This is a genomic window from Lysobacter sp. GQ73 (assembly GCF_059758755.1).
Genome location: NZ_JCAXEE010000001.1, coordinates 371800 through 390324 on the forward strand (window position 1 = coordinate 371800; position 18525 = coordinate 390324).

At 68.9% G+C, this 18525-nt stretch carries 16 protein-coding genes and 1 pseudogene; 11 read left to right on the forward strand and 6 right to left on the reverse strand.

Going from position 1 to position 18525, the window contains the following annotated elements; genetic code table 11:
• The first annotated feature begins 126 nt into the window (after positions 1-126).
• A complete protein-coding gene (pssA, locus tag AC6CH2_RS01545; protein ID WP_435395836.1) occupies positions 127-741 on the forward strand; it encodes a CDP-diacylglycerol--serine O-phosphatidyltransferase in 615 nt (204 codons plus the stop codon).
• 335 nt (positions 742-1076) lie between these two features.
• On the opposite strand, the gene AC6CH2_RS01550 is transcribed toward pssA, so the two are convergent.
• The 4 genes and pseudogenes from AC6CH2_RS01550 to lexA all read right to left on the reverse strand — a co-directional run bounded on the left by AC6CH2_RS01550 (position 1077) and on the right by lexA (position 7186).
• A complete protein-coding gene (locus AC6CH2_RS01550; RefSeq protein ID WP_498268185.1) occupies positions 1077-4223 on the reverse strand; it encodes an error-prone DNA polymerase in 3147 nt (1048 codons plus the stop codon).
• Between the two features lie 20 nt (positions 4224-4243).
• The gene (locus AC6CH2_RS01555) at positions 4244-5683 is read right to left on the reverse strand and encodes a Y-family DNA polymerase (protein ID WP_498267636.1); all 1440 of its coding nucleotides are present in this window, start codon (positions 5681-5683) and stop codon (positions 4244-4246) included.
• 205 nt (positions 5684-5888) lie between these two features.
• Positions 5889-6512, reverse strand: a pseudogene (gene imuA, locus AC6CH2_RS01560) (translesion DNA synthesis-associated protein ImuA); the annotation flags it as partial.
• Positions 6513-6520: 8 nt separating this feature from the next.
• A complete protein-coding gene (lexA, locus tag AC6CH2_RS01565) occupies positions 6521-7186 on the reverse strand; it encodes a transcriptional repressor LexA (protein ID WP_498267637.1) in 666 nt (221 codons plus the stop codon).
• A gap of 344 nt (positions 7187-7530) precedes the next feature.
• On the opposite strand from lexA, the gene AC6CH2_RS01570 reads away from it, so the two are divergent.
• The 4 genes from AC6CH2_RS01570 to AC6CH2_RS01585 all read left to right on the forward strand — a co-directional run bounded on the left by AC6CH2_RS01570 (position 7531) and on the right by AC6CH2_RS01585 (position 11019).
• Positions 7531-8208 (forward strand): GbsR/MarR family transcriptional regulator, encoded by a 678-nt coding sequence (locus AC6CH2_RS01570; RefSeq protein ID WP_498267638.1) that lies wholly within the window; start codon positions 7531-7533, stop codon positions 8206-8208.
• Positions 8209-8263: 55 nt separating this feature from the next.
• Positions 8264-8701 carry a thiol-disulfide oxidoreductase DCC family protein gene (locus tag AC6CH2_RS01575; RefSeq protein ID WP_435394831.1) on the forward strand — a complete coding sequence of 146 codons (438 nt, stop codon included), beginning with the start codon at positions 8264-8266 and terminating at the stop codon, positions 8699-8701.
• A 13-nt stretch (positions 8702-8714) separates the two neighbouring features.
• Positions 8715-10271 carry a TIGR01777 family oxidoreductase gene (locus tag AC6CH2_RS01580; RefSeq protein ID WP_498267639.1) on the forward strand — a complete coding sequence of 519 codons (1557 nt, stop codon included), beginning with the start codon at positions 8715-8717 and terminating at the stop codon, positions 10269-10271.
• Between the two features lie 124 nt (positions 10272-10395).
• Complete coding sequence (locus AC6CH2_RS01585) at positions 10396-11019, forward strand: DUF4166 domain-containing protein (protein WP_498267640.1); 624 nt, start codon at positions 10396-10398, stop codon at positions 11017-11019.
• A gap of 127 nt (positions 11020-11146) precedes the next feature.
• Here AC6CH2_RS01585 and AC6CH2_RS01590 read toward each other — a convergent pair whose 3' ends face one another.
• Together AC6CH2_RS01590 and AC6CH2_RS01595 are read right to left on the reverse strand one after the other, a co-directional pair.
• Positions 11147-11623, reverse strand: coding sequence for an RES family NAD+ phosphorylase (locus AC6CH2_RS01590; protein WP_031370827.1), 477 nt, complete (start codon positions 11621-11623; stop codon positions 11147-11149).
• A 34-nt stretch (positions 11624-11657) separates the two neighbouring features.
• Positions 11658-12281: an Xre family toxin-antitoxin system antitoxin gene (locus AC6CH2_RS01595; protein WP_498267641.1), complete on the reverse strand. Its 624-nt coding sequence runs from the start codon at positions 12279-12281 to the stop codon at positions 11658-11660.
• Positions 12282-12486: 205 nt separating this feature from the next.
• Here AC6CH2_RS01595 and AC6CH2_RS01600 point away from each other — a divergent pair, with 205 nt between their 5' ends.
• From AC6CH2_RS01600 to AC6CH2_RS01625, 6 genes are all read left to right on the forward strand, one after another.
• Positions 12487-12978 (forward strand): GNAT family N-acetyltransferase, encoded by a 492-nt coding sequence (locus AC6CH2_RS01600; RefSeq protein ID WP_498267642.1) that lies wholly within the window; start codon positions 12487-12489, stop codon positions 12976-12978.
• Between the two features lie 301 nt (positions 12979-13279).
• Positions 13280-13726, forward strand: coding sequence for a hypothetical protein (locus tag AC6CH2_RS01605; protein ID WP_498267643.1), 447 nt, complete (start codon positions 13280-13282; stop codon positions 13724-13726).
• A 213-nt stretch (positions 13727-13939) separates the two neighbouring features.
• Positions 13940-14140: a hypothetical protein gene (locus AC6CH2_RS01610; RefSeq protein ID WP_498267644.1), complete on the forward strand. Its 201-nt coding sequence runs from the start codon at positions 13940-13942 to the stop codon at positions 14138-14140.
• 205 nt (positions 14141-14345) lie between these two features.
• Complete coding sequence (locus AC6CH2_RS01615) at positions 14346-14732, forward strand: hypothetical protein (protein WP_498267645.1); 387 nt, start codon at positions 14346-14348, stop codon at positions 14730-14732.
• Positions 14733-15021: 289 nt separating this feature from the next.
• Positions 15022-15291, forward strand: coding sequence for a DUF2845 domain-containing protein (locus AC6CH2_RS01620; RefSeq protein WP_435394839.1), 270 nt, complete (start codon positions 15022-15024; stop codon positions 15289-15291).
• 333 nt (positions 15292-15624) lie between these two features.
• Complete coding sequence (locus AC6CH2_RS01625) at positions 15625-18456, forward strand: M16 family metallopeptidase (RefSeq protein ID WP_498267646.1); 2832 nt, start codon at positions 15625-15627, stop codon at positions 18454-18456.
• Positions 18457-18525 lie beyond the last annotated feature (69 nt).

The window sequence follows — 18525 nt, forward strand, 5'->3', positions numbered from 1 at the left end:
GGCCATGCGGCGGCGACAATCGATGTCTTTGCGACCTCCGCCCCTTGCGGCGGGCGCACCGGCTTTGGCAGGCTGAACGCCCTTCCTGGACGGCCCTCACCGCCGTTCGCCACGGAGCTGCACCGCATGGCGCGTCATTTCTCGATGCTCCGCGAATTCCATCTCGCGGACTGGTTCACCCTCGCCAACGCCTTCTGCGGCACCGGCGCGATCTTCGCCGCGATGCGTTTCCTGCAGGAAGGCGGCGTGCGCGACCTGATGATCGGCATGGCGCTGATCCCGCTGGCCTTCATCTTCGACGCCCTCGACGGACGCGTCGCGCGCTGGCGCAAGTCCTCGTCCACGCTCGGGCGCGAACTGGATTCGCTGGCCGACGTGATTTCCTTCGGCGTCGCGCCGGCGGCGCTGGCCTACGCCTGCGGCCTGCAGGGCGGCTGGGACTGGGTGGTGCTGAGCTATTTCGTCGGCTGCGGCGTCAGCCGCCTGGCGCGCTACAACGTCACCGCCGAAGCGCTGGCCGGCGACGAGGGCAAGGTCAAGTACTTCGAGGGCACGCCGATCCCGACCAGCCTGTTGCTGGTGATCGTGCTCGCCGTCGCCGCGATGCAGGGCGCCATCGGCGCCGACCTGTGGCTGGGCATGTTCAAGCTCGGCCCCTGGCAGTTCCACCCGCTGGTGCTGATGTTCGCCCTGTCGGGCTCGCTGATGATCAGCAAGACCTTGCGCATCCCCAAGCCCTGAGCGAAGTCTCGCGCGCGGCCGTGCGCTGCGTCGAAGTCGGCGGGGTACGCGCCTGACCGGCGTCGTCAGCGGATGGGAGAGCCGACGCCAGAAGTGGGTGTTCGGCGGGGCGTGTTAGACGGGCAAGAAAATCCCCCCAGCCCCCTTTCAAAGGGGGGAGAGGCCTGGAGAACGTTGGGGCACCGATCTGGCCGGGCCGGCCGATGCCGCCGGCCACGGCGCAGCACTCCTCGGCGCCCCATCCCCGCTGTTGCTGTTCCCACTTTGAAAGGGGGCAGGGGATTTGCTTTTTTGTTTTTGCTATCAGCCTTCCGGCATGCAAGTCATCGCGGCGCTCAATGGAAATCGCGCGAATGCGTGCTCAGGCTGCCGAGCAGGGCGGTCAGGTCTTCCATGCGCGAGACGATCAGGTTCTGCACGCCGTCGACGCGTTCCAGGCGCGCGTCGATCGCCATCAGCCGCGCTTCGACCAGGACCCGGCGCTGGCGCTGGGCGAGATCTCGCCAGACGATCGCGTTGACCGTGCCGTCCTCGTCCTCGAGGCTGAGGAAGGTCACCCCGCCGGAAGTTTCCGGGTGCTGGCGCACGGTCACCAGTCCGGCGAAACGCACCTGGGTGCCGCTCTCGGTCTTGGCCAGCTGCGAGGAACGCCGGCAACGCCGCGCATGCAGGGTGCTGCGCAGCAGCGACAAGGGATGGCGGCCGAGGGTGGTGCCGAGCAGGGCGTAGTCGGCCTGCACGTCTTCGCCGGCGGTCGGCAGCGGCAGCGACACCGGCGCCTCGTCGCGCGCGACCCCGGCGAACAGCGGCAATTGGTTGTCGACGCCGGCGACCGCCCAGCGCGCGCGGTGGCGATGGCCGGCGAGTGCGCGCAGCGCGCCCGAGTCGGCAAGCAGCGCGCGCACGCGCGCGTCGATCGCGGCGCGCGCGCACAGGTCTTCGACATCGCGCCACGGCGCTCGCACCCGCGCATCGGCGATGCGCTCGGCCGAGGCCTCGTCGAAGCCGTTGATCAGGCGCAAGCCCATGCGGATCGCATGCGGATGCTTGCCGACCCGGCCGTGTACCGGCTCCAGGGTGCAGTCCCATTCGCTGTAGCGCACGTCGACCGGCAGCACCGCGACGCCGTGGCGGCGCGCATCGTGCAGGATCTGTCCGGGCGTGTAGAAGCCCATCGGCATCGAGTTGATCACCCCGCAGGCGAACGCGGCCGGGTGGTGATGCTTGAGCCAGCAACTGACATAGGTGATCAGGGCGAAGCTGGCTGCGTGCGACTCGGGAAAGCCGTAGCTGCCGAAGCCCTTGATCTGCTCGAAGATGCGGTGGGCGAAGTCTTCCGTATAGCCCCGTTCGAGCATGCCCGCGCGCAACTTGTCGCGATGCGGCTCCAGCCCGCCGTGGCGTTTCCACGCCGCCATCGAACGGCGCAGTTCGTCGGCCTCGCCGGGCTTATAGCCGGCGGCGACGATGGCGATCTGCATGACCTGCTCCTGGAACAGGGGCACGCCCAGGGTGCGCACCAGCACCGTGCGCAGCGCTTCCGACGGGTATTCGACCAGTTCGGGGTTCTTGCGCCGCAGCAGGTAGGGATTGACCATGTCGCCCTGGATCGGCCCGGGCCGCACGATCGCGATTTCGATCACCAGGTCGTAGAAGCTGCGCGGCCGCAGCCGCGGCAGCATCGACATCTGCGCGCGCGATTCGATCTGGAACACGCCGATGGTGTCGGCCTCGCAGATCATGTCGTAGACCGCCGCATCTTCGCCGCGCTCGAGGATGCCGGCCATGTCGAGCTGGCCGTGGCCCTGGCGCTCGAGCGAAGCGAAGGTCTTGCGCACCGCGGTCAGCATGCCCAGGGCCAGGCAGTCGACCTTGAGGATGCCCAGGGCGTCGAGATCGTCCTTGTCCCACTGCACCACGGTGCGATCGTCCATCGCCGCGTTCTCGACCGGGACCAGCGTGTGCAGCGGCCGTTCCGAGATCACGAAGCCGCCCGGGTGCTGCGACAGATGGCGCGGGAAGCCGTGCTGCACCAGATGCGAGGACAGCGCGACCACGCGTTGCAGCAGCGGCGATTCCGGGTCGAAGCCGCGTTCGCGCAGGTGCTCGGGCAAGGGCACGTCCTCGCTCCAGCGGTCGAGCGTGCGCGCCAGTTCGCCGATCTGGTCCTGCGGCATGCCCAGGGCCGCGGCGACGTTGCGCACCGCGCTGCGGCCGCGGTAGCTGATCGCCACCGCGGTCAGCGCCGCGCGTTCGCGGCCGTAGCGGTTGAATACGTATTGCAGCACTTCCTCGCGCCGTTCGTGCTCGAAGTCGACGTCGATGTCCGGCGGTTCGTTGCGTTCGATCGACATGAAGCGCTCGAACAGCATGCCCATGCGCACCGGGTCGATCTCGGTGATGCCCAGGGCATAGCAGACCACCGAGTTCGCCGCCGAGCCGCGCCCCTGGCACAGGATCTTCTGCGAACGGGCGAAAGCGACGATGTCGTGGACGGTGAGGAAATACGACTCGTAGTTGAGGTGGGCGATGACCCGCAACTCGTGCTCGATCTGTTTTCGCGCATCGTCCGGCACGCCGAGGGGCCAGCGCACCGCGGCGCCTTTCTCGACCAGGCGCGGCAGCCAGCTCTTCGGCGTCTGGCCGGCCGGAATCAGCTCGTGCGGGTATTGGTATTCGAGATCGCGCTTGAGGTCGAAGCGGCACATCGCCGCGATCCGCAGCGTTTCGTCGAGCATCGCGCGCGGATAGATCGCCGCGAGCGCCTTGCGGATGCGCAGGTGGCGCTCGCCGTTCGGGAACAGCCGGTGGCCGGCCTCGGCGACGGTGGTGCGATGGCGGATCGCGGTCAGCACGTCCTGCAGCGGACGCCGCGCGCGCTCGTGCATGTGCACGTCGCCGGCGGCGACGGTCGCCAGGCCATGGCGCGCGGCCAGCGCCTGCAATCCGGCCAGCCGCGCGTCGTCGTCGGGGCCGCGGTGCAGTTCCACCGCCAGCCACAGCCGCGCGCCGAAACGCTCGCGCAACCAGGCCGCATGGGCGTCGTCGCGGCCGTCGCCGTCGGGCAGCCACAGCGCCAGCAGGCCTTCGCAGCGGCCGTCGAAATCCTCGCGCAGCGAACGGTATTCGCCTTTCTTCGCGCGCCGCCGCGCAGTGGTGATCAAGCCGCACAGCGAGGCGTAGCCGGCCGGTTCGGCGACCAGCAGCACGAGTTTCGGCCCGTCGTCGATGCGGATCTCGCTGCCGACGATCAGCGCCAGTCCGGTCTGCCTGGATGCCTGCCAGGCGCGCACGATCCCGGCCAGGCTGCACTCGTCGGTAATCGCCAGGGCGCGATAGCCCAGCGCCTGCGCGCGTTCGAACAATTCGCTGGCGATCGAGGCGCCACGCTGGAAGCTGAAAGCCGACAGGCAATGCAGTTCGGCATAGTCGGGCAGGGCGTCGCCGGGCGCGACGCGGCCAGGCGTGGTCCCATCGGGCATGACCTTGGCAGGCGAGGTCTTCATGCGAACCAGCCGTGCAGGGTCAGCGGGCCGTCGCCGCCGGCGCTGCGGTAGGCCCAGGCGCGCTGGCCCTTGACGGTTTCGACCAGGTAATAGTCGCGGCGCACGTCGTCCTCGTCCCACCAGCCCGATTCGATCCGCTCCGGGCCGGCCAGGACGCGGGCGATCTTGTCGTGCAGCGGTTCGGGTTGAGGCAACAGCCAACCCGGGCGCAGCCGCTGCCCGGCCTGCGGGACGGCGCGCGCGGCGACGTCGCCGGGCAGGCTGCGCCAGGCGCGCTCGGGGCGATGGTCGGCCTGCGGCGCGAGACCCTGCACGCCGTCGTCGCCGAGCCGCGCGCGCAGGCGCTCGCGCAACTGCGTCCACGGCAGCGCCTGTTGCGGGCGGGTGTCGAACAGGTCGCGGCGCGCCGGCACGAACGGCGGCAAGGCCTCGGCGAGCAGGCGTAGGCCGACCACTGCAGCCGGCAACTGCGCCTGCTGCAAACGTCCGCGCGCGAGTTCGAACAGCATCGTGGCATCGCGTTCCGGCGCCAGCAGGCCGACCGCGATCTCGCTCGGCGGATGGCTGCGATGGTGGGCGTGGCGCTCGTGTTCGAGGATCAGCTTGAAGCGTTCGACGCCGCCATCGCGGCCGGACAGATAGGCCGACAGGTCGGCGGTGAGCCGGCGCAGCGGAAACAGCAGCGCCAGGCTGGATTCGACTTCGTGGCCGAGCTCGATGCGCGCGTCGAAGGCGTCCGGCGGCTGGAAATAGGTCAGCGGCGGCGCGGCCGCGCCGCGCAAGGCGTCCAGGCGAGTCAGCACCTCCTGGCCGAAACGCCGCGCCAGTGGCGCGCGCGGCAAGGCGTAAACCGCGCCGAGTTTGCGCAGGCCCATGCGCTGCAGGGCTTCGACCGTGCCGGCGTCGAAGCCGCAGCGTTCGATCGGCAACTTCGCCAGCATCGCATCGAGCCGGTCCTCGTCGCAGCACAGACCGTCTGCGATGTTGCTCAGCACGCGCGCGGCATGCGGGTTCGGCGCGGCGGCGATGCGGTGGCGGAAGCCGAGCCCGCGCAATTCCTGGGTCAGGCGTTCGCGCAACTGCGGCCAGGGCCCGAACAAACGCCGGCTGCGGCCGACTTCGAGCACGATCGCATGCGCGAACACGGTGCTGACCTGCGAGCTGTAGCGGTAGGCCCAGGCGGCGAGCAACTGGCGCGCCTGTTCGGCCGCTTGCGGGTCGTGGTCGACGGTCTGGAAACCGTCGGCGATCGCCTGCGCGGCGATCAGCGGCATCCCCGGTTTCAGGCCGAGCGCGCGCGCGCCGGCGTTGACCGCATACAGGCGCCGTCGCGCCTGCGGGCCGTCGACCAGGACCAGCGCGCGCTCGGGTTCCGGGTGGCCGCGCAGGACCACGTCCAGCGCCAGTTGCGGCAAGAGCAGGCAGGCCCAGCGCATCGCGGCCGGCTCAACGCGGGCGCAGAGTCAGGACCGGCGCGGGACGCGCCGGCGGCGACGGGTCCTGCTCCGCGCCGGAGCTCGGCTGCGCGCCGAGGCGGATCGGCTGCACGGCGACGGGGGCGCCGCGGCCCAGCTCGGGGTCGTCGCGAAGCGCTTCGTTGCGTGCGGCCGCCATGGCCTCGATCGCGGCTTCGCGCGTGCGATGCGCGAACGCGATCGGCCGGGTCGGCGCATTGCCGCCGCGGCACTTGAGCACGCGCAATTGCCGCGGCGCGGTGTCGATGGCGATGCGTAAGGCCGCCGGCGAGGGGTTCAACGCGGCGCGGCTGTCGCGCAGGGCGAAGCCCAGGCATTGCCCGGTCTCGGCCGCGACCTGCAGCCGGCGCAGCGCGCGGTCGTCGGCGCGCTGCGGCCAGCACAGCACCGCGGCGCAGGCGCCCGAGCGCAGGCATTGCTCGGTCGCCCACAAGGCGTCGCGATGCTGGGCGCGGACCCATTGCAAGCGCGCCGGCGCCACCCCGGCATCGCGCCAGGCCGGCGCATACGGCACGAACGGCGGATCGACCAGCACGATCATGCGGCCGCCGTGCAGAGCATCGTCCTGCGACAGCCGCGCCAGCGCCGGCCACAGCAGTTCCAGCTCGCCGACGCCGTTGGCCGGCAGCAGCAACTCGCTCAGCGCCGCCTCGGGCCAGCCGCCGGTCGGCAGCGCGGCGTCGAGCGCGGCGTGGCCGGTGGATTGCGAGGAGGGCGCCAGGTTCGCCGACTGCCCGCGCCAGACCTGGCGGGTGTCGATCAAACGGTCGAGCGCGACGATGTGGCTCATGGCCGCGCTCAGGCCCGGCGTACCAGGCCGCAGTAGATGCCTTCGATCGCGAAGTCGGCGTCGGCGGCGATCACGATCGGCGCGTAGTCGGGATTGCGCGGCAGCAGCTCGATGCCGTCGGCGGTGATCTTCAGGCGCTTGATGGTTATTTCCTCGCCGATGCGCGCGATCACGGTCTGGCCGTTGGCGGCGTCGCGGGTGCGGTGCACGGCGACCAGGTCGCCGTCGAGGATGCCGTCCTCGCGCATCGAATCGCCCTTGACCCGCAGCAGATAGTCCGGGCGCGGCGAGAACAGCAGGCGGTCGATGAGCACATGGCTCTCGACTTCGGCGGCGGCGCCGATCGGCGGGCCGGCGGCGACCCGGCCGAGGACCGGCAGCGACAGGCGCGGATCGTGAGCGGCCGGAGCGTGCAAGGCGCCGTCGTCTAAGCCGTGCGCGCCGAACTCGCCGTCGAGGCCGGCCTCGTGAACCAGGCGGATGCCGCGGGCGCGGCCCGGCAGCAGCTCGATCAGCCCCTCGGCCTGCAGCGCCTGCAGGTGGTAGCCGGCCGAGCGGTTCTGGCGGAAGCCGAAGTGCGCGGCGATCTCCTGCTGCGACGGCGGCAGGCCATCGGCGGCGATGCGCTCGCGCAGGTAGGCGAGGAGGGCGCGGCGGGTGTCGGTCAGGCTCATGTACTAATCTTAGTAACAAATGGACAAGCCGGTAAGACTTGATCGAAGCGGCCGACGGATGGCGGCTCGCAGCGCGAGCCTGGGTCGGACCGGTCGCGCAGGTTGAGACGGCCGAAGCTACGAAGCCCAGGAGCGGTAAGCCGCGACCTCTGAGCGGGAGGTTGTCGTTGGTCAAGGGCTGTAGGCTTCGGAATGATCACGAAGGGACCGGGTGTCCGGCGGCTTCCAGCGGTCGCGGCTCATGCCGATCCTGCAGGGAATGCGGCGACGACCCGACGAACGGAGATTGACGCCGGCCGGATCGTTCTTTAATTTCTGTCTAAACAGAAATAAGAGAAAGCCCCATGCAGCTCAGCCCGCTCCAAGAGAAATTCATCCTCCACTGGGGTGAGATGGGCAGCCGCTGGGGCGTCAACCGCACCGTCGCCCAGATCCACGCGCTGCTGTTCCTGTCCGAGCGTGCGATCACCGCCGACGAGATCTGCGAGACCCTGAGCCTGGCGCGCTCGAACGTCAGCACCAGTCTCAAGGAACTGCAGGGCTGGAACCTGGCCCGGGTCACCCACGTGCTGGGCGACCGCCGCGACCACTTCGAGACCTACAAGGACGTCTGGGACATCTTCCGCGCCGTGGTCCAGGAGCGCCGCCGGCGCGAGATCGAGCCGACCCTGAGCATGCTGCGCAGCTCGGTGCTCGACAGCGCAGCCGCCCCGGGCGATCCGCGCGACCAGCGCACCCTGGAGCGCATGCGCGAGGTGTTGGACTTCATGGAGACCGGCACGAGCTGGATCGACGAGATGAACCGGCTCGACCCCAAGACCCTGATCAAGCTGCTCAAGATGGGCGCGCGCATCCAGCAGTACGTGCGCGGCCCGGTCAAGCCGCTGCCGCCGCCGCAGGCGCCGCCGGTCGAGCCCTATGCCGAGGCGGCCGACGACCTCGAAGCCCACCCCGAAGTAGCTCAGCCCGAAGCCGGCCGTGCGCGGGCCGGCCGTGCAGGCGCCGGAGACGACCCGTCCTGAGTGTTTTTTTGCCCAGTAATTTCTCTAATTACCGAAATAACTGTAGGCGCAGGCCATGAGCAAGCACGATCCCGTCCCGCACGCCGTCATCGCCCTGTACGACCACGCCTGTCCGCTGTGCCGCACCGAGATGCACCGGCTCAAGGCCCACGACCGCCGCGGCCGGCTGCAACTGGTCGACATCGCCGCGCCGCAGTTCGATGCCGCGCAGTGGGGGTTCGAACTGGAGGCGTTGCGCAACGCCTTGCACGTGCGCCTGCCGAACGGCGAATGGCGGATCGGCGTGCCCGGCATCGCCGAGGCCTATCGCGCGGTCGGCCTGGGCTGGCTGACCTGGCCGCTGCGCGTACCCGGAGCGGGGCGCATGGCCGCCCGCGCCTACCGCTGGATCGCGCCGAACCGTCACCGCGTGTCGCGCTGGCTCGGTTATCGCGAAGCCGGCCACGAGCCTGCGCCGCGCTGCGACAACGGGCATTGCCCGACCCACTTCTGAGCGGAGCGCGATCATGCAACGGGTCTTCATCGCCTTGCTGTTGCTCCAGGTCGTGCTCGGCGCGATCGACACCATCGCCCATCACGAACTGATGGAAAAACTCGCCAACCGCCGCAGCGCCGCGCTCGAGCTGAAACTGCATTCGGCGCGCGCCTTCATCTACGGCGCGCTGTTCCTGGCGTTCGCCTGGCTGCATCCGCAAGGCCTGTGGCTGGCGCTGGTGTGGGGCCTGGTGCTGGTGGAAGTCGGCATCACCCTGTGGGACTTCGTGGTCGAGGACGCGACCCGCCTGCTGCCGCCGACCGAGCGCGTGCTGCACACCGTCCTCGCGGTCAACGGCGGCGCGATGTTCGCCGTGTACGCGCTGGCGACCGCGCAGGACTGGAGCGCGCCGAGCGCCTTATTGCCGGTGTCGCACGGTTGGCCCTCGTGGGCGCTGACCGCCGCGGCGCTCGGCATCGGCCTGTCGGCCGTGCGCGACGGGTTCGCCGCGCGGGTCAACGCCGCCGAGCCGGCGCCGCGCGCCTTGCTCGCCGACCGGCCGCAGACCGGTTTCCTGATCAGCGGCGGCACCGGCTTCATCGGCAGCGCCCTGGTCGAAGGCTTGCTCGCAGGCGGCCACCGGGTGACCGTGCTCAGCCGCGATCCGCGCCGCGCCGCCTTGCGCTTCGGCGGCCGCGCGCGCTGCATCGCCGACACCGCCGAATTGCGCGACGACGAGGTCATCGACGTGGTGGTCAATCTGGCCGGCGCACCGGTGGTGGGCCCGCGCTGGTCGCCGGCGCGCAAGCGCGCGCTGCGCGCGAGCCGCATCGATACCACCCACGCTCTGCGCGCCTGGTGCGAGCGTTCCCGGCGCAAGCCGTCGCTGTGGCTGCAGGCCAGCGCGGTCGGGCTGTACGGCGCCCACGCCCGCAGCGGCCCGGAGCTGCGCGAGCCCGCGGCGCAGGCCGGCGACTTCGCCAGCGAGCTGTGCCGCGATTGGGAACGCGCCGCCGCGCCGGTCAGCGAGATGGGCCTGCGCCTGGTCACGATGCGGCTGGGCCTGGTTTTGCATCGCAGCGGCGGCGTGTTGCCGATGCTGTCGCTGTCGGCCTCGCTCGGCGCCGGCGCGGTGCTCGGCGACGGCAAACAGTGGTTCGCCTGGGTGCACCTGGACGACGTGCTGGGCTTCGTCGAACAAGCCGTCGAGCATGCCGGCACCCGCGGCCCCTACAACCTGGTCGCGCCGGGCGGCTGCAGCCAGGCCGAGTTCACTCGTGCGTTGGCGCGCGATCTGCATCGCCCGGCCTTTCTGCGCATACCGGCCTGGCCGCTGCGGCTCGCGCTCGGCGAAATGTCGACGATGCTGCTCGACGGCCCGAAGGTGGAACCGCGCCGGCTGCTCGATCAGCGCTACCGCTTCCTGCATCGCGACCTGGACAGCGCATTGAGCGCCGGTCGCGACCGCGCTTGCCGTTCTACTCATTCGGGTGACGAACACCCAAGGGACCAACATGGAACTGTTGAATTTGGTCGGGATGAAGCCGGTCGACATGAAGCCGGCCGCATCCATTCCGGCCTGCTTTAAGCCCGCCGGTCTCGATTCGGCCGGCACCGGCCCGCTGCCTTCGACGCCGCCCGCCAACGCAGCCTCGGTGAGCGCAGCCCCGGCGGGCGACCGTGGCCTTGCCGGTCCGCGCAGCGAAACGCGTTTGCCCGAGGCATCGGCCGATCTCGCCGCGTTGCTGCGCGCCGCGCTCGGCGCGCGCTGGAAGCTGCTGCATCCGCACATCCAGGCGCGTTTCACCCTTGGCGACGGCGAAACCCAGGCCGAATACGTCGGCAACATGCATCAGGTGCGCTGCACCCGGCTGGGCGGTCTGTTCGCGCGCCTGATCCGTTACGCGCGCGTGCTGCCGCACCACAACGCCGACGAGGTGCCGTTCCGTTTCGACGTGCAGCCCGTGCGCAACGGCCTGGGCTGGATCAAGACCCGCACCTATCACTTCATCGATGAGGTGTTCAGTTTCCGCTCTCGCATGATTCTCGGGGAAAACGGCGAATTGCTCGAGCATTTCGGCGGCGGCCTGGGCATGCGCGTGCGCCTGGAGGTGCTGCCGAACCGATTGGTATTCGTCGACCAGGGGTTCTTCCTGCACTGGCGCGGCCTGCGTTTGCCGCTGCCGCGGCCGTTCTGGCCGGGCCGCTTCGTTCTAGTGCATAGAGACCTCGACGCAGCGCATTTCGAAGTCACGATCGATGTCGTGCACCCGTGGTTCGGACCGCTGTTCCATCAGGACGGAACCTTCGAGCGCATGGAAGCGGCGCGGGGCTGAGCGGCGAAGGACACGCCGGGGAGGGCGCAGGGATGCGCCGACAAGGACGGTGCAGGGGCCATGGACGGCCTGGCGCGGGCAGGACGCCGCGCCAGGATCGCGCAGCGCCGCGTCCCAGGCAGGCGGCTCAGGCCACCCGGAACAACACGTTGTAGTGGAAGCGCCGGCCGGTGGTCGCGCGCAGCTTCTTCGCGTCGCGGTGTTCGGGATTGATCAGGGCGTTGTATTCCTCCGGCACGATCACCGACGGCACCAGCAGGATCGCCGAGGCCTGGCTCGCCAGCCATTGCGAACCCACCCGCACGCTGGCCATGCCGGCCGGCACCGCGTCCCAGGCGCCGGGCAATTCCTGCGGCGACAACTGCAGGCGCGCCTTCCACACCGCGGCGGGCACCTCGATCGACACCACGTGCCGGTTCAACGGCAGGCCGTGCGCGTCGACATAGGCCGCGGTTTCCAGCGCCGCCAGCGCCAGCGAGGTGGCGGTGTAGAGCACGCGCTGGCCGTCGTCGTTCCAGCGCCCCGGACGCGCCGCCGCGCCGGCGCCGCTGAGATCGTCGGCGCGATAGGCACGGGTTTCGGTGGCGATGCGCCAGAGTTTCATGAGCCCGGCCTCGTCCTTGCGGCTGCGCCGGGCGTCACTGGTAGGAGCCGCTTTCGAGCGAGCCGAGCAAGCGCGCGACGACGTCGAAACCGGTCGGGGTGTCGAGCAGGTCGGCCGGCTTGCGGCCGCCCAGCGCCGGCTGCGGCTGCTCGATCCAGCGCCCCAGCCACTTGGCCGCATCGAAACCGCGCGCGCCTTCGGCGGTGCTCGCATCGACGATGGCCTCGGTGATGCCGAGCAGGCGCATGATGCCGAGCGCGGCCTGGCCGCTGGCGCCGGCGATGCGCGCCTGCTGCGCGGCCTTGCTTTCGGCGGTGGCCTTGGCGATGCCGAGGATGTTGAACATGCGCACCGCCGGCAGCTCCATGCTCGCGGCCATGTGCTTGACGACCTGAGCCGGCACGCCCTGGCGTTCGGCCGCCACGCGCTGCAGCGGCGTGGCCGAGCGCAGATAACTGACGTAGCCCTTGAGCGTGGCGGGCGCGCCATGGACTTCCAGCGCAGGTTCCTTCACCGACAGGCCGCGCGGGCGCTGCGAGGCCGGGTAGGCCTGCGATTCCTGCAGGCCCAGCTTGCTTTCGTGCACGCTCGATTGCGCGCGGCCGGCCGGCTTGGCGAGCGGCTTGGCCGGCGAGGGCTTCTTGGCGGCTTTGCTCATGGCGGAGCTCTGTCTGGATCGGGACTCACTTTAGCACAAAACTGGACGGCCGTCACAAGTGGCGCCGTGCCGGGGCCGGTGCCGGAGTCGGGCGGTCGTCGGAGTTTGGTATCCGCAATAGAGCTCAGGATGCGGCCGTTGCGGCCGTTGCGGCAAAATGTCCGGTCATCGGGTCGCTGCGGCGATCCTCTGCAGAGGCGGGGGCATGAACGAATTAAGCATCAGCTCGGAGCGCGCACGCATCGACGTGGGGTTCGTGCATCGGTTCTTGTCCGAGCACAGCACTTGGGCCCGGGGCATTCCCCTGACGGTCGTCGAAAAATCGATCGCCCACTCGCTGTGTTTCGGCGGCTTCCTCGGCGGCCGCCAGGTCGCATTCGCGCGCGTGGTGTCCGATTACGCCACCTTCGCCAACCTGGTCGACGTGTTCGTGTTGCCCGAATGCCGCGGCCTGGGCTACAGCAAGCAACTGGTCGAGGCGGTACTGGCGCACCCGCAGTTGCAGGGGCTGCGCCGCTTCACCCTGGCGACCGCCGATGCGCACGGCCTGTATGCCCGTTTCGGCTTCGCTACGCCGCGTCATCCGCACACGCTGATGGAGCGCTATGTCCCGGACATCTACCTGGCCGATAAACGCGTGCCGGACATCGATGCGGCCGCGAGCGAGGGCGCAGGCCTTGAGACGGCTGCGCCGTAGATTGATCGCACGCCGCTTCATCGGCTGAGCGACGGCTCGGCGAGCCCGCGGCCGGCGCTCGAAACCCCGGTTTCACATGCTGCGCCCGATTCTTCGGGTAGCGTCGTCGCGACCGACGCAGCGCCCGGCCGTGCCGTCCGCAGGGCCTGCATCGCGGCTGTTCCGCGTTGTTTTGCGATGGAGTCCATCCGCCATTGGTACTGCATCGAAGGGCCATTTGCGGTTGCTATGCTCTGCATGGCCGGCGTTTTCTGCCGGCCGCAAGACGCTGCACCGCAATCGTTAAACGTAAGGAGTCCGCATGAACCGCCAATCGCAGATCTTCGCAACCGGCTTCGGGCTGGCCATGGCCGCGGCGTCCGCGGCGCAGGCGGCTCCGGGCGACCGCCAGGTCTACGAGGCCGCCATCGCGCGCGCATCGCGCATATGCCCCGACCACTCGCCCGAGCGCACCGGGCCCGGCATCAAGAGCATCCCCGTGGCCGCCCTGCGGGTGATCGAGCAGCGCAACTACACTCTGTGCCCGGACCGCCGGCTGGATTCGCAGACGCCGGTGGTCTGGTACGGCCGCGAGGGCGTGTTCGCCTGGAATCCTGCCGCGCGCGGCTCGGCGAAATTGCTCGCGGGCAAAGCCGCGGCCTATGCCAAGGACCAATCCTTCCCCAGCCAGACCGTGGTCTGGAAGCCGAACGGCAAGCTGGCCGAAGGAGCCCTGGTGCCGGCGTTCCGCGGTCGCATGGTGCGCTGATCCGGCCCGTCTCCGGCCGCAGCTCCCAGGCGCTGGCCAGCCCATGAGATCCTCGCGCATCACGACGCAACGACTCCGAAGCCCCGGCCCAAGCCGGGGTTTTCGCGTTTTCGGCCATCTCAGGCGGTGCGAGGGCGGCTTGCGATACTGCATCGGGCCCGACGCCTACGCCCCGCCGGCAGGGATGGATGCCGGCACTGCCAGGAGACCGACATGACCCCGACCCCCGCGGAAAAGACCGGCGAATTCGAGCGCGCCGACAACGGATGGGTGTTCAAGTACTTCACTCGCGAAGACACCGGGCTGGTGCTGCGTCATGAAGTGTTCGAGAGCATTTCCGATTTCTTCCAGCGCGTGGACCACCTGTTCAATCGTGTCGACGGCTCCGACGAGCCGCAGTGGCCCGCCGCGTAATCCGTCGTCCGCCGTCCTCCTCATCTCTCTCGTTTCCTTGGGCTCGCCGGCAACGGCGGGCTTTTTTTTGGTTTTCAGGAGCGGAAACCAAACGCGGTGAGGCTGAATCGTTCAGCCTGCACCCGGCGTCGGGAATGCGAAGCGCCGTCACTCAAGCAACGCATGGCCCTGGCAGACTGGGGTTCTCGCAACGCCAGGAAGAGCCATGACGCGCCGATCGCATTCGACCACGCAACTGTCCCAGGTCGCGTACGCCGCGCCCTTCGTCATCGCCGACCGCCTGCTGCGCTTCGCCATGGCCGGTCCGAACCCTTCGGCCCTCGACCAACGCGAATGGCAGCGCATGCTCGACGAGAAATGGACCGCCGCCGTGCAGGGTTCATGGGCGATGTCGGGCGCCGTGTGGGAGGCCTACTGCGAGGCTTGGTTCAATGCCATGAGCGGCGCCTGGACGCCGTGGTCGGTGCCGTCGCCGGCCGACTGGTGGGTGCGCGGCGCCCAGAGCGGCGAGCGCATCCTGTCGGCCGGGCTCGCGCCGGTCGCGCGCACGGTATCGGCGAACCGGCGGCGGCTGGCGCGGCGCCGGACTTGATCATTCTGGGGACTCGGGACTCGGGACTCGGGACTCGGGAGTCGGGAGTCGGGAGTCGGACTTGTCGGTCGGGGCTCGGGATTGGAGCAGGCATTCATCGACTCGCGCCTACGATCGGCTCCGGCGCTCGTCAATGCCGGTTACCGGGACGCGCGAGGCCTGTATGCGGACCGTGTCGCAGTTTTACAAAATCCAACGACGGCCCGGGGCCGCATTGCGTTAGGGTCGTCGGTTTAATCCCGGCCGCACCGACACGGTTCGGCTTTCCCCCACGAGAAAGGGAGTTTCCATGCGCAGCCTCGTCATCGCCCTGGTATTGGCCACCTGCCTGGCCGCCCCGGCCTGGGCCCAGTCGGTCTCTTTCGGCAGCAAACTGATCAACGTCGGCGACACCGTCGGCACGGTCCAGCAAGTCGCCGGCAAGCCGGACCGCATCGTGCCGATACAAAACAAATACGGCGCGACCGTCGCCGAACGCTTCGAGTATTACCTTCCCCGCAAGAGCGTGTTGATCACGGTCGTAGAGGGCAAGGTCACCGATATCCGCGAAGTGTTCTGAAGCATCGCGCTCGAGCACCGTGTTTTTGAATCATCGCGTTGCCGATGCCCTGGCGCATCGACGGCGCAGGCGCAGTCCTGAAGCCAGGGCTGCGTCGCGGCACCTCGAACGGTTTCATCGCCGGGCCGTCGATGCCGGCCGTTAAATATCGGTTACCACGCGTTGCGTGGCTGAATGTCCCGCCTATGGAATCACAGTTGTGGTGGCCTGGGCGCGGGAACTATCCCCGATGGCTTTCCGTCTATCGCGAACCTCGCCCGCACGGTCCGGGCGTCTCGTTAGATTTTAGGAAAGCCCATGTCATCGAATAAATCCTGGCTGTTGGCGGCGTACTTGTTCGCCGGCCTGTCGTCCCCCGCGTTCGCCGCGCCTGCAGCCACGATCGAGGTGCCGAAGGGTACGTCCGCCGGCGCCTGCATCGAAGGCGTTTGCGAGTACCGGCTCGATAACGGCATGCGCGTGCTGTTGCTTCCCGATGCGAGCGTATCGAAGCTCACCGTCAACCTGGTCTACGGCGTCGGTTCGGCGCATGAGAACTATGGCGAAGCCGGCATGGCGCATCTGCTCGAGCACATGCTGTTCAAGGGTACGCCCACTCACCGCGACATCTTCGCCGAACTGGGCAGGCGCGGCATCGACGCCAATGCCGCCACGTCGACCGACCACACCAACTACTACGCTTCGTTCCCCGCCGACGCCGCCAAACTCGATTGGCTGCTCGGCATGGAAGCCGATCGCATGGTTCATTCGCGCGTCGCGCGCGAGGACCTCGATCGGGAAATGACCGTCGTCCGCAACGAGATGGAAAACCGCGACGACGAGCTGTCGGCCGTCCTCTACGAAAGCGTGGCCTCCACTGCCTATCAGTGGCACCACTACGGCAAACGAATCATCGGCACGCGCAGCGACGTCGAAAACGTACGCATCGAGCGCTTGCAAGCGTTCTATCGCGCCTGGTATCGGCCCGACAATGCCACCTTGGTGATCGCCGGCGGTTTCGATCCGGCGCAAACCTTGCACTCGGTGGCTCGCCGTTTCGGCAGGATCGCCCGGCCCCGCGTGCCTATGCAGGCGCTGTATACGGTCGAGCCCGCGCAAGCCGGCGAGCGCGAGGTCACGGTGCGACGCGTCGGCGACTACAGCCAGCTGTTGGCGGCGTATCACGTGCCGGCGGCGGCCCACGCCGATTCCCCGGCCTTGCAGATCCTGGGTGAAATCCTGCAAGGGCCGGTCGGCGAGCGCCTTTCTGCTAAGGTGGTAGGCAGTCGGACTGCCGTCGGTACGGGCGCGAGCACGCAATGGTTGCGGGCCCCGGGATTGTGGATGGCCTACGCGACCCTGGCGAAGGAATCGGACATCGTCGCTACCGAAAGCCTCTTGTTGACTCAAGTCGAGGAGCTGGGCCAGCGGCCGGTACGCGCCGAAGAGGTGGAGGCGGCCAAGCAACTGCTGCGACAGAATTTCGCTCGCGAGCTCAGCGACGTCGGCCGACTGGCGATGGCGCTTACCCCCGCGATCGGCGTCGGCGACTGGCGCCTGTATTTCCGTTATCGCGACAGCCTGGAGAAGGTCGACGCCGAACAGGTGAACCGGGTTGCGCGGACTTACCTGCGGCCAGCCAACCGGACCCTGGGGCGCCTGCTGGCGACCGACTCGCCGCAGCGGGTCGTCATTCCCGATGCGCCATCGCTCGAATCGCTGCTGTCGGACTACAGCGGCAAGGCCGGGCCCGGCACGGCCGAACGCTTCGATACATCGCCAGCCCATATCCGGCAACGTACCCGGTTCGTGCACATCGACACCGGTTCCGGCGACGGATTGCGCCTGGCCTTGTTGCCGAAGAAGAGCCGCGGCAACAAAGTGGTGGTAGAGGCCTACTTCAGTTTCGGCGATCTCGACAGGCTGCGCGGGCGCGATGCGGCGGCACAGGCCGCCGGCGAACTCCTGGGTCAGGGACACTCCACCATGAGCTCCGCGGATCTGGCGGTGGAACTGGGCAAACTCAATTCCACGATCGAACTCGGCGGCGGCCTGCAATCGGCGAGTCTGTCGCTGAACACGCATCGGGGGCAACTGCGCGAAGCCCTGGTGTTGGCCGAACGCCTGATACGGACGCCGCGCTACAGCGATGCTCAGGTCGAGCATTACAAACAACGCGCGACGCTCGACCTGCAAGCCGCCCGACAGGACGCGAACCGTATCGTCGGCGATGCCATGGCGCGTCATTTCGAACCCTGGCCGGCCGGTCATCCGCTGCGCCGAGTCGATGCCGATGGATCGCTGGCCGCGCTTCGCGGCCTCACCGGCGAACAAGTGCGGGCGTTTCATCGGGAATTCTACGGCACCGCGAACGGAGTGATCAGCGTGGTCGGCGATTTCGATCCGGTCGCGACAGAGCGGGAGCTGCGCCGCCTGTTCGCCGATTGGAAGGCCCCGCACGCTCACGCGGCGGCCCCCATGCGCCACGTTGCGGTCCCGCCCGAGCATCGCGTTTTCGCCACGCCCGACAAGGACAGCGGTGTGCTGCTGGCGCGCGTCAATATTCCCTTGGTCGAATACACCGACGACGCGTACGCGCTGAGGGTGGCGAACCGGATTCTCGGCGGCCACACGATCGATTCGCGTCTGGGGCAGCGGATTCGCGACCGGGGAGGATTGAGCTACAGCGTGGCCAGCATGCTCGACCCTCCGCTTGGCCTCGACCGCCGCGACGATGCCGGCAGTTGGACGATTCATGCGACGGCCGCGCCGCAGAATCTAGCGCGGGTCGAGCGCGGCGTGCGCGAAGAACTCGAACGCCTGCTGCTCCAAGGCGTGGGCGACGATGAGGTGCGCGCCGTGACGGTGACGATGCGCGCTGAGCAGGAGCAAGCCCGCGCGAGCGACGCCGACCTGGCGGCACTGCTCGTTAGTCTCATGTACTACCGCCGCGGATTGGATTTGCTGGTCGAGTACGACCAAAAAATCGCCGCGCTCAACGCCGAGGCGGTGAATGCCGCGATCCGCAAATACCTCAAGCCGAAACAGTTCAGCTTTTACCTCGCCGGCGATTTCGATCAGACAAGCTCCGCCGATAAACGCCATACCGCGACGGCCTCCGCTGGCGAGAAGGACATCGATGGCGCCGAGGCGAAGCCGGGCGTCGGCGAGGCCGCGGCGCGCTGACGCCATGCTCGGCTGCACCGGTTTCGCGTCGGCCGGCCCCTCGAGGGGCGCGGCTGAGCAGTCAAGGCG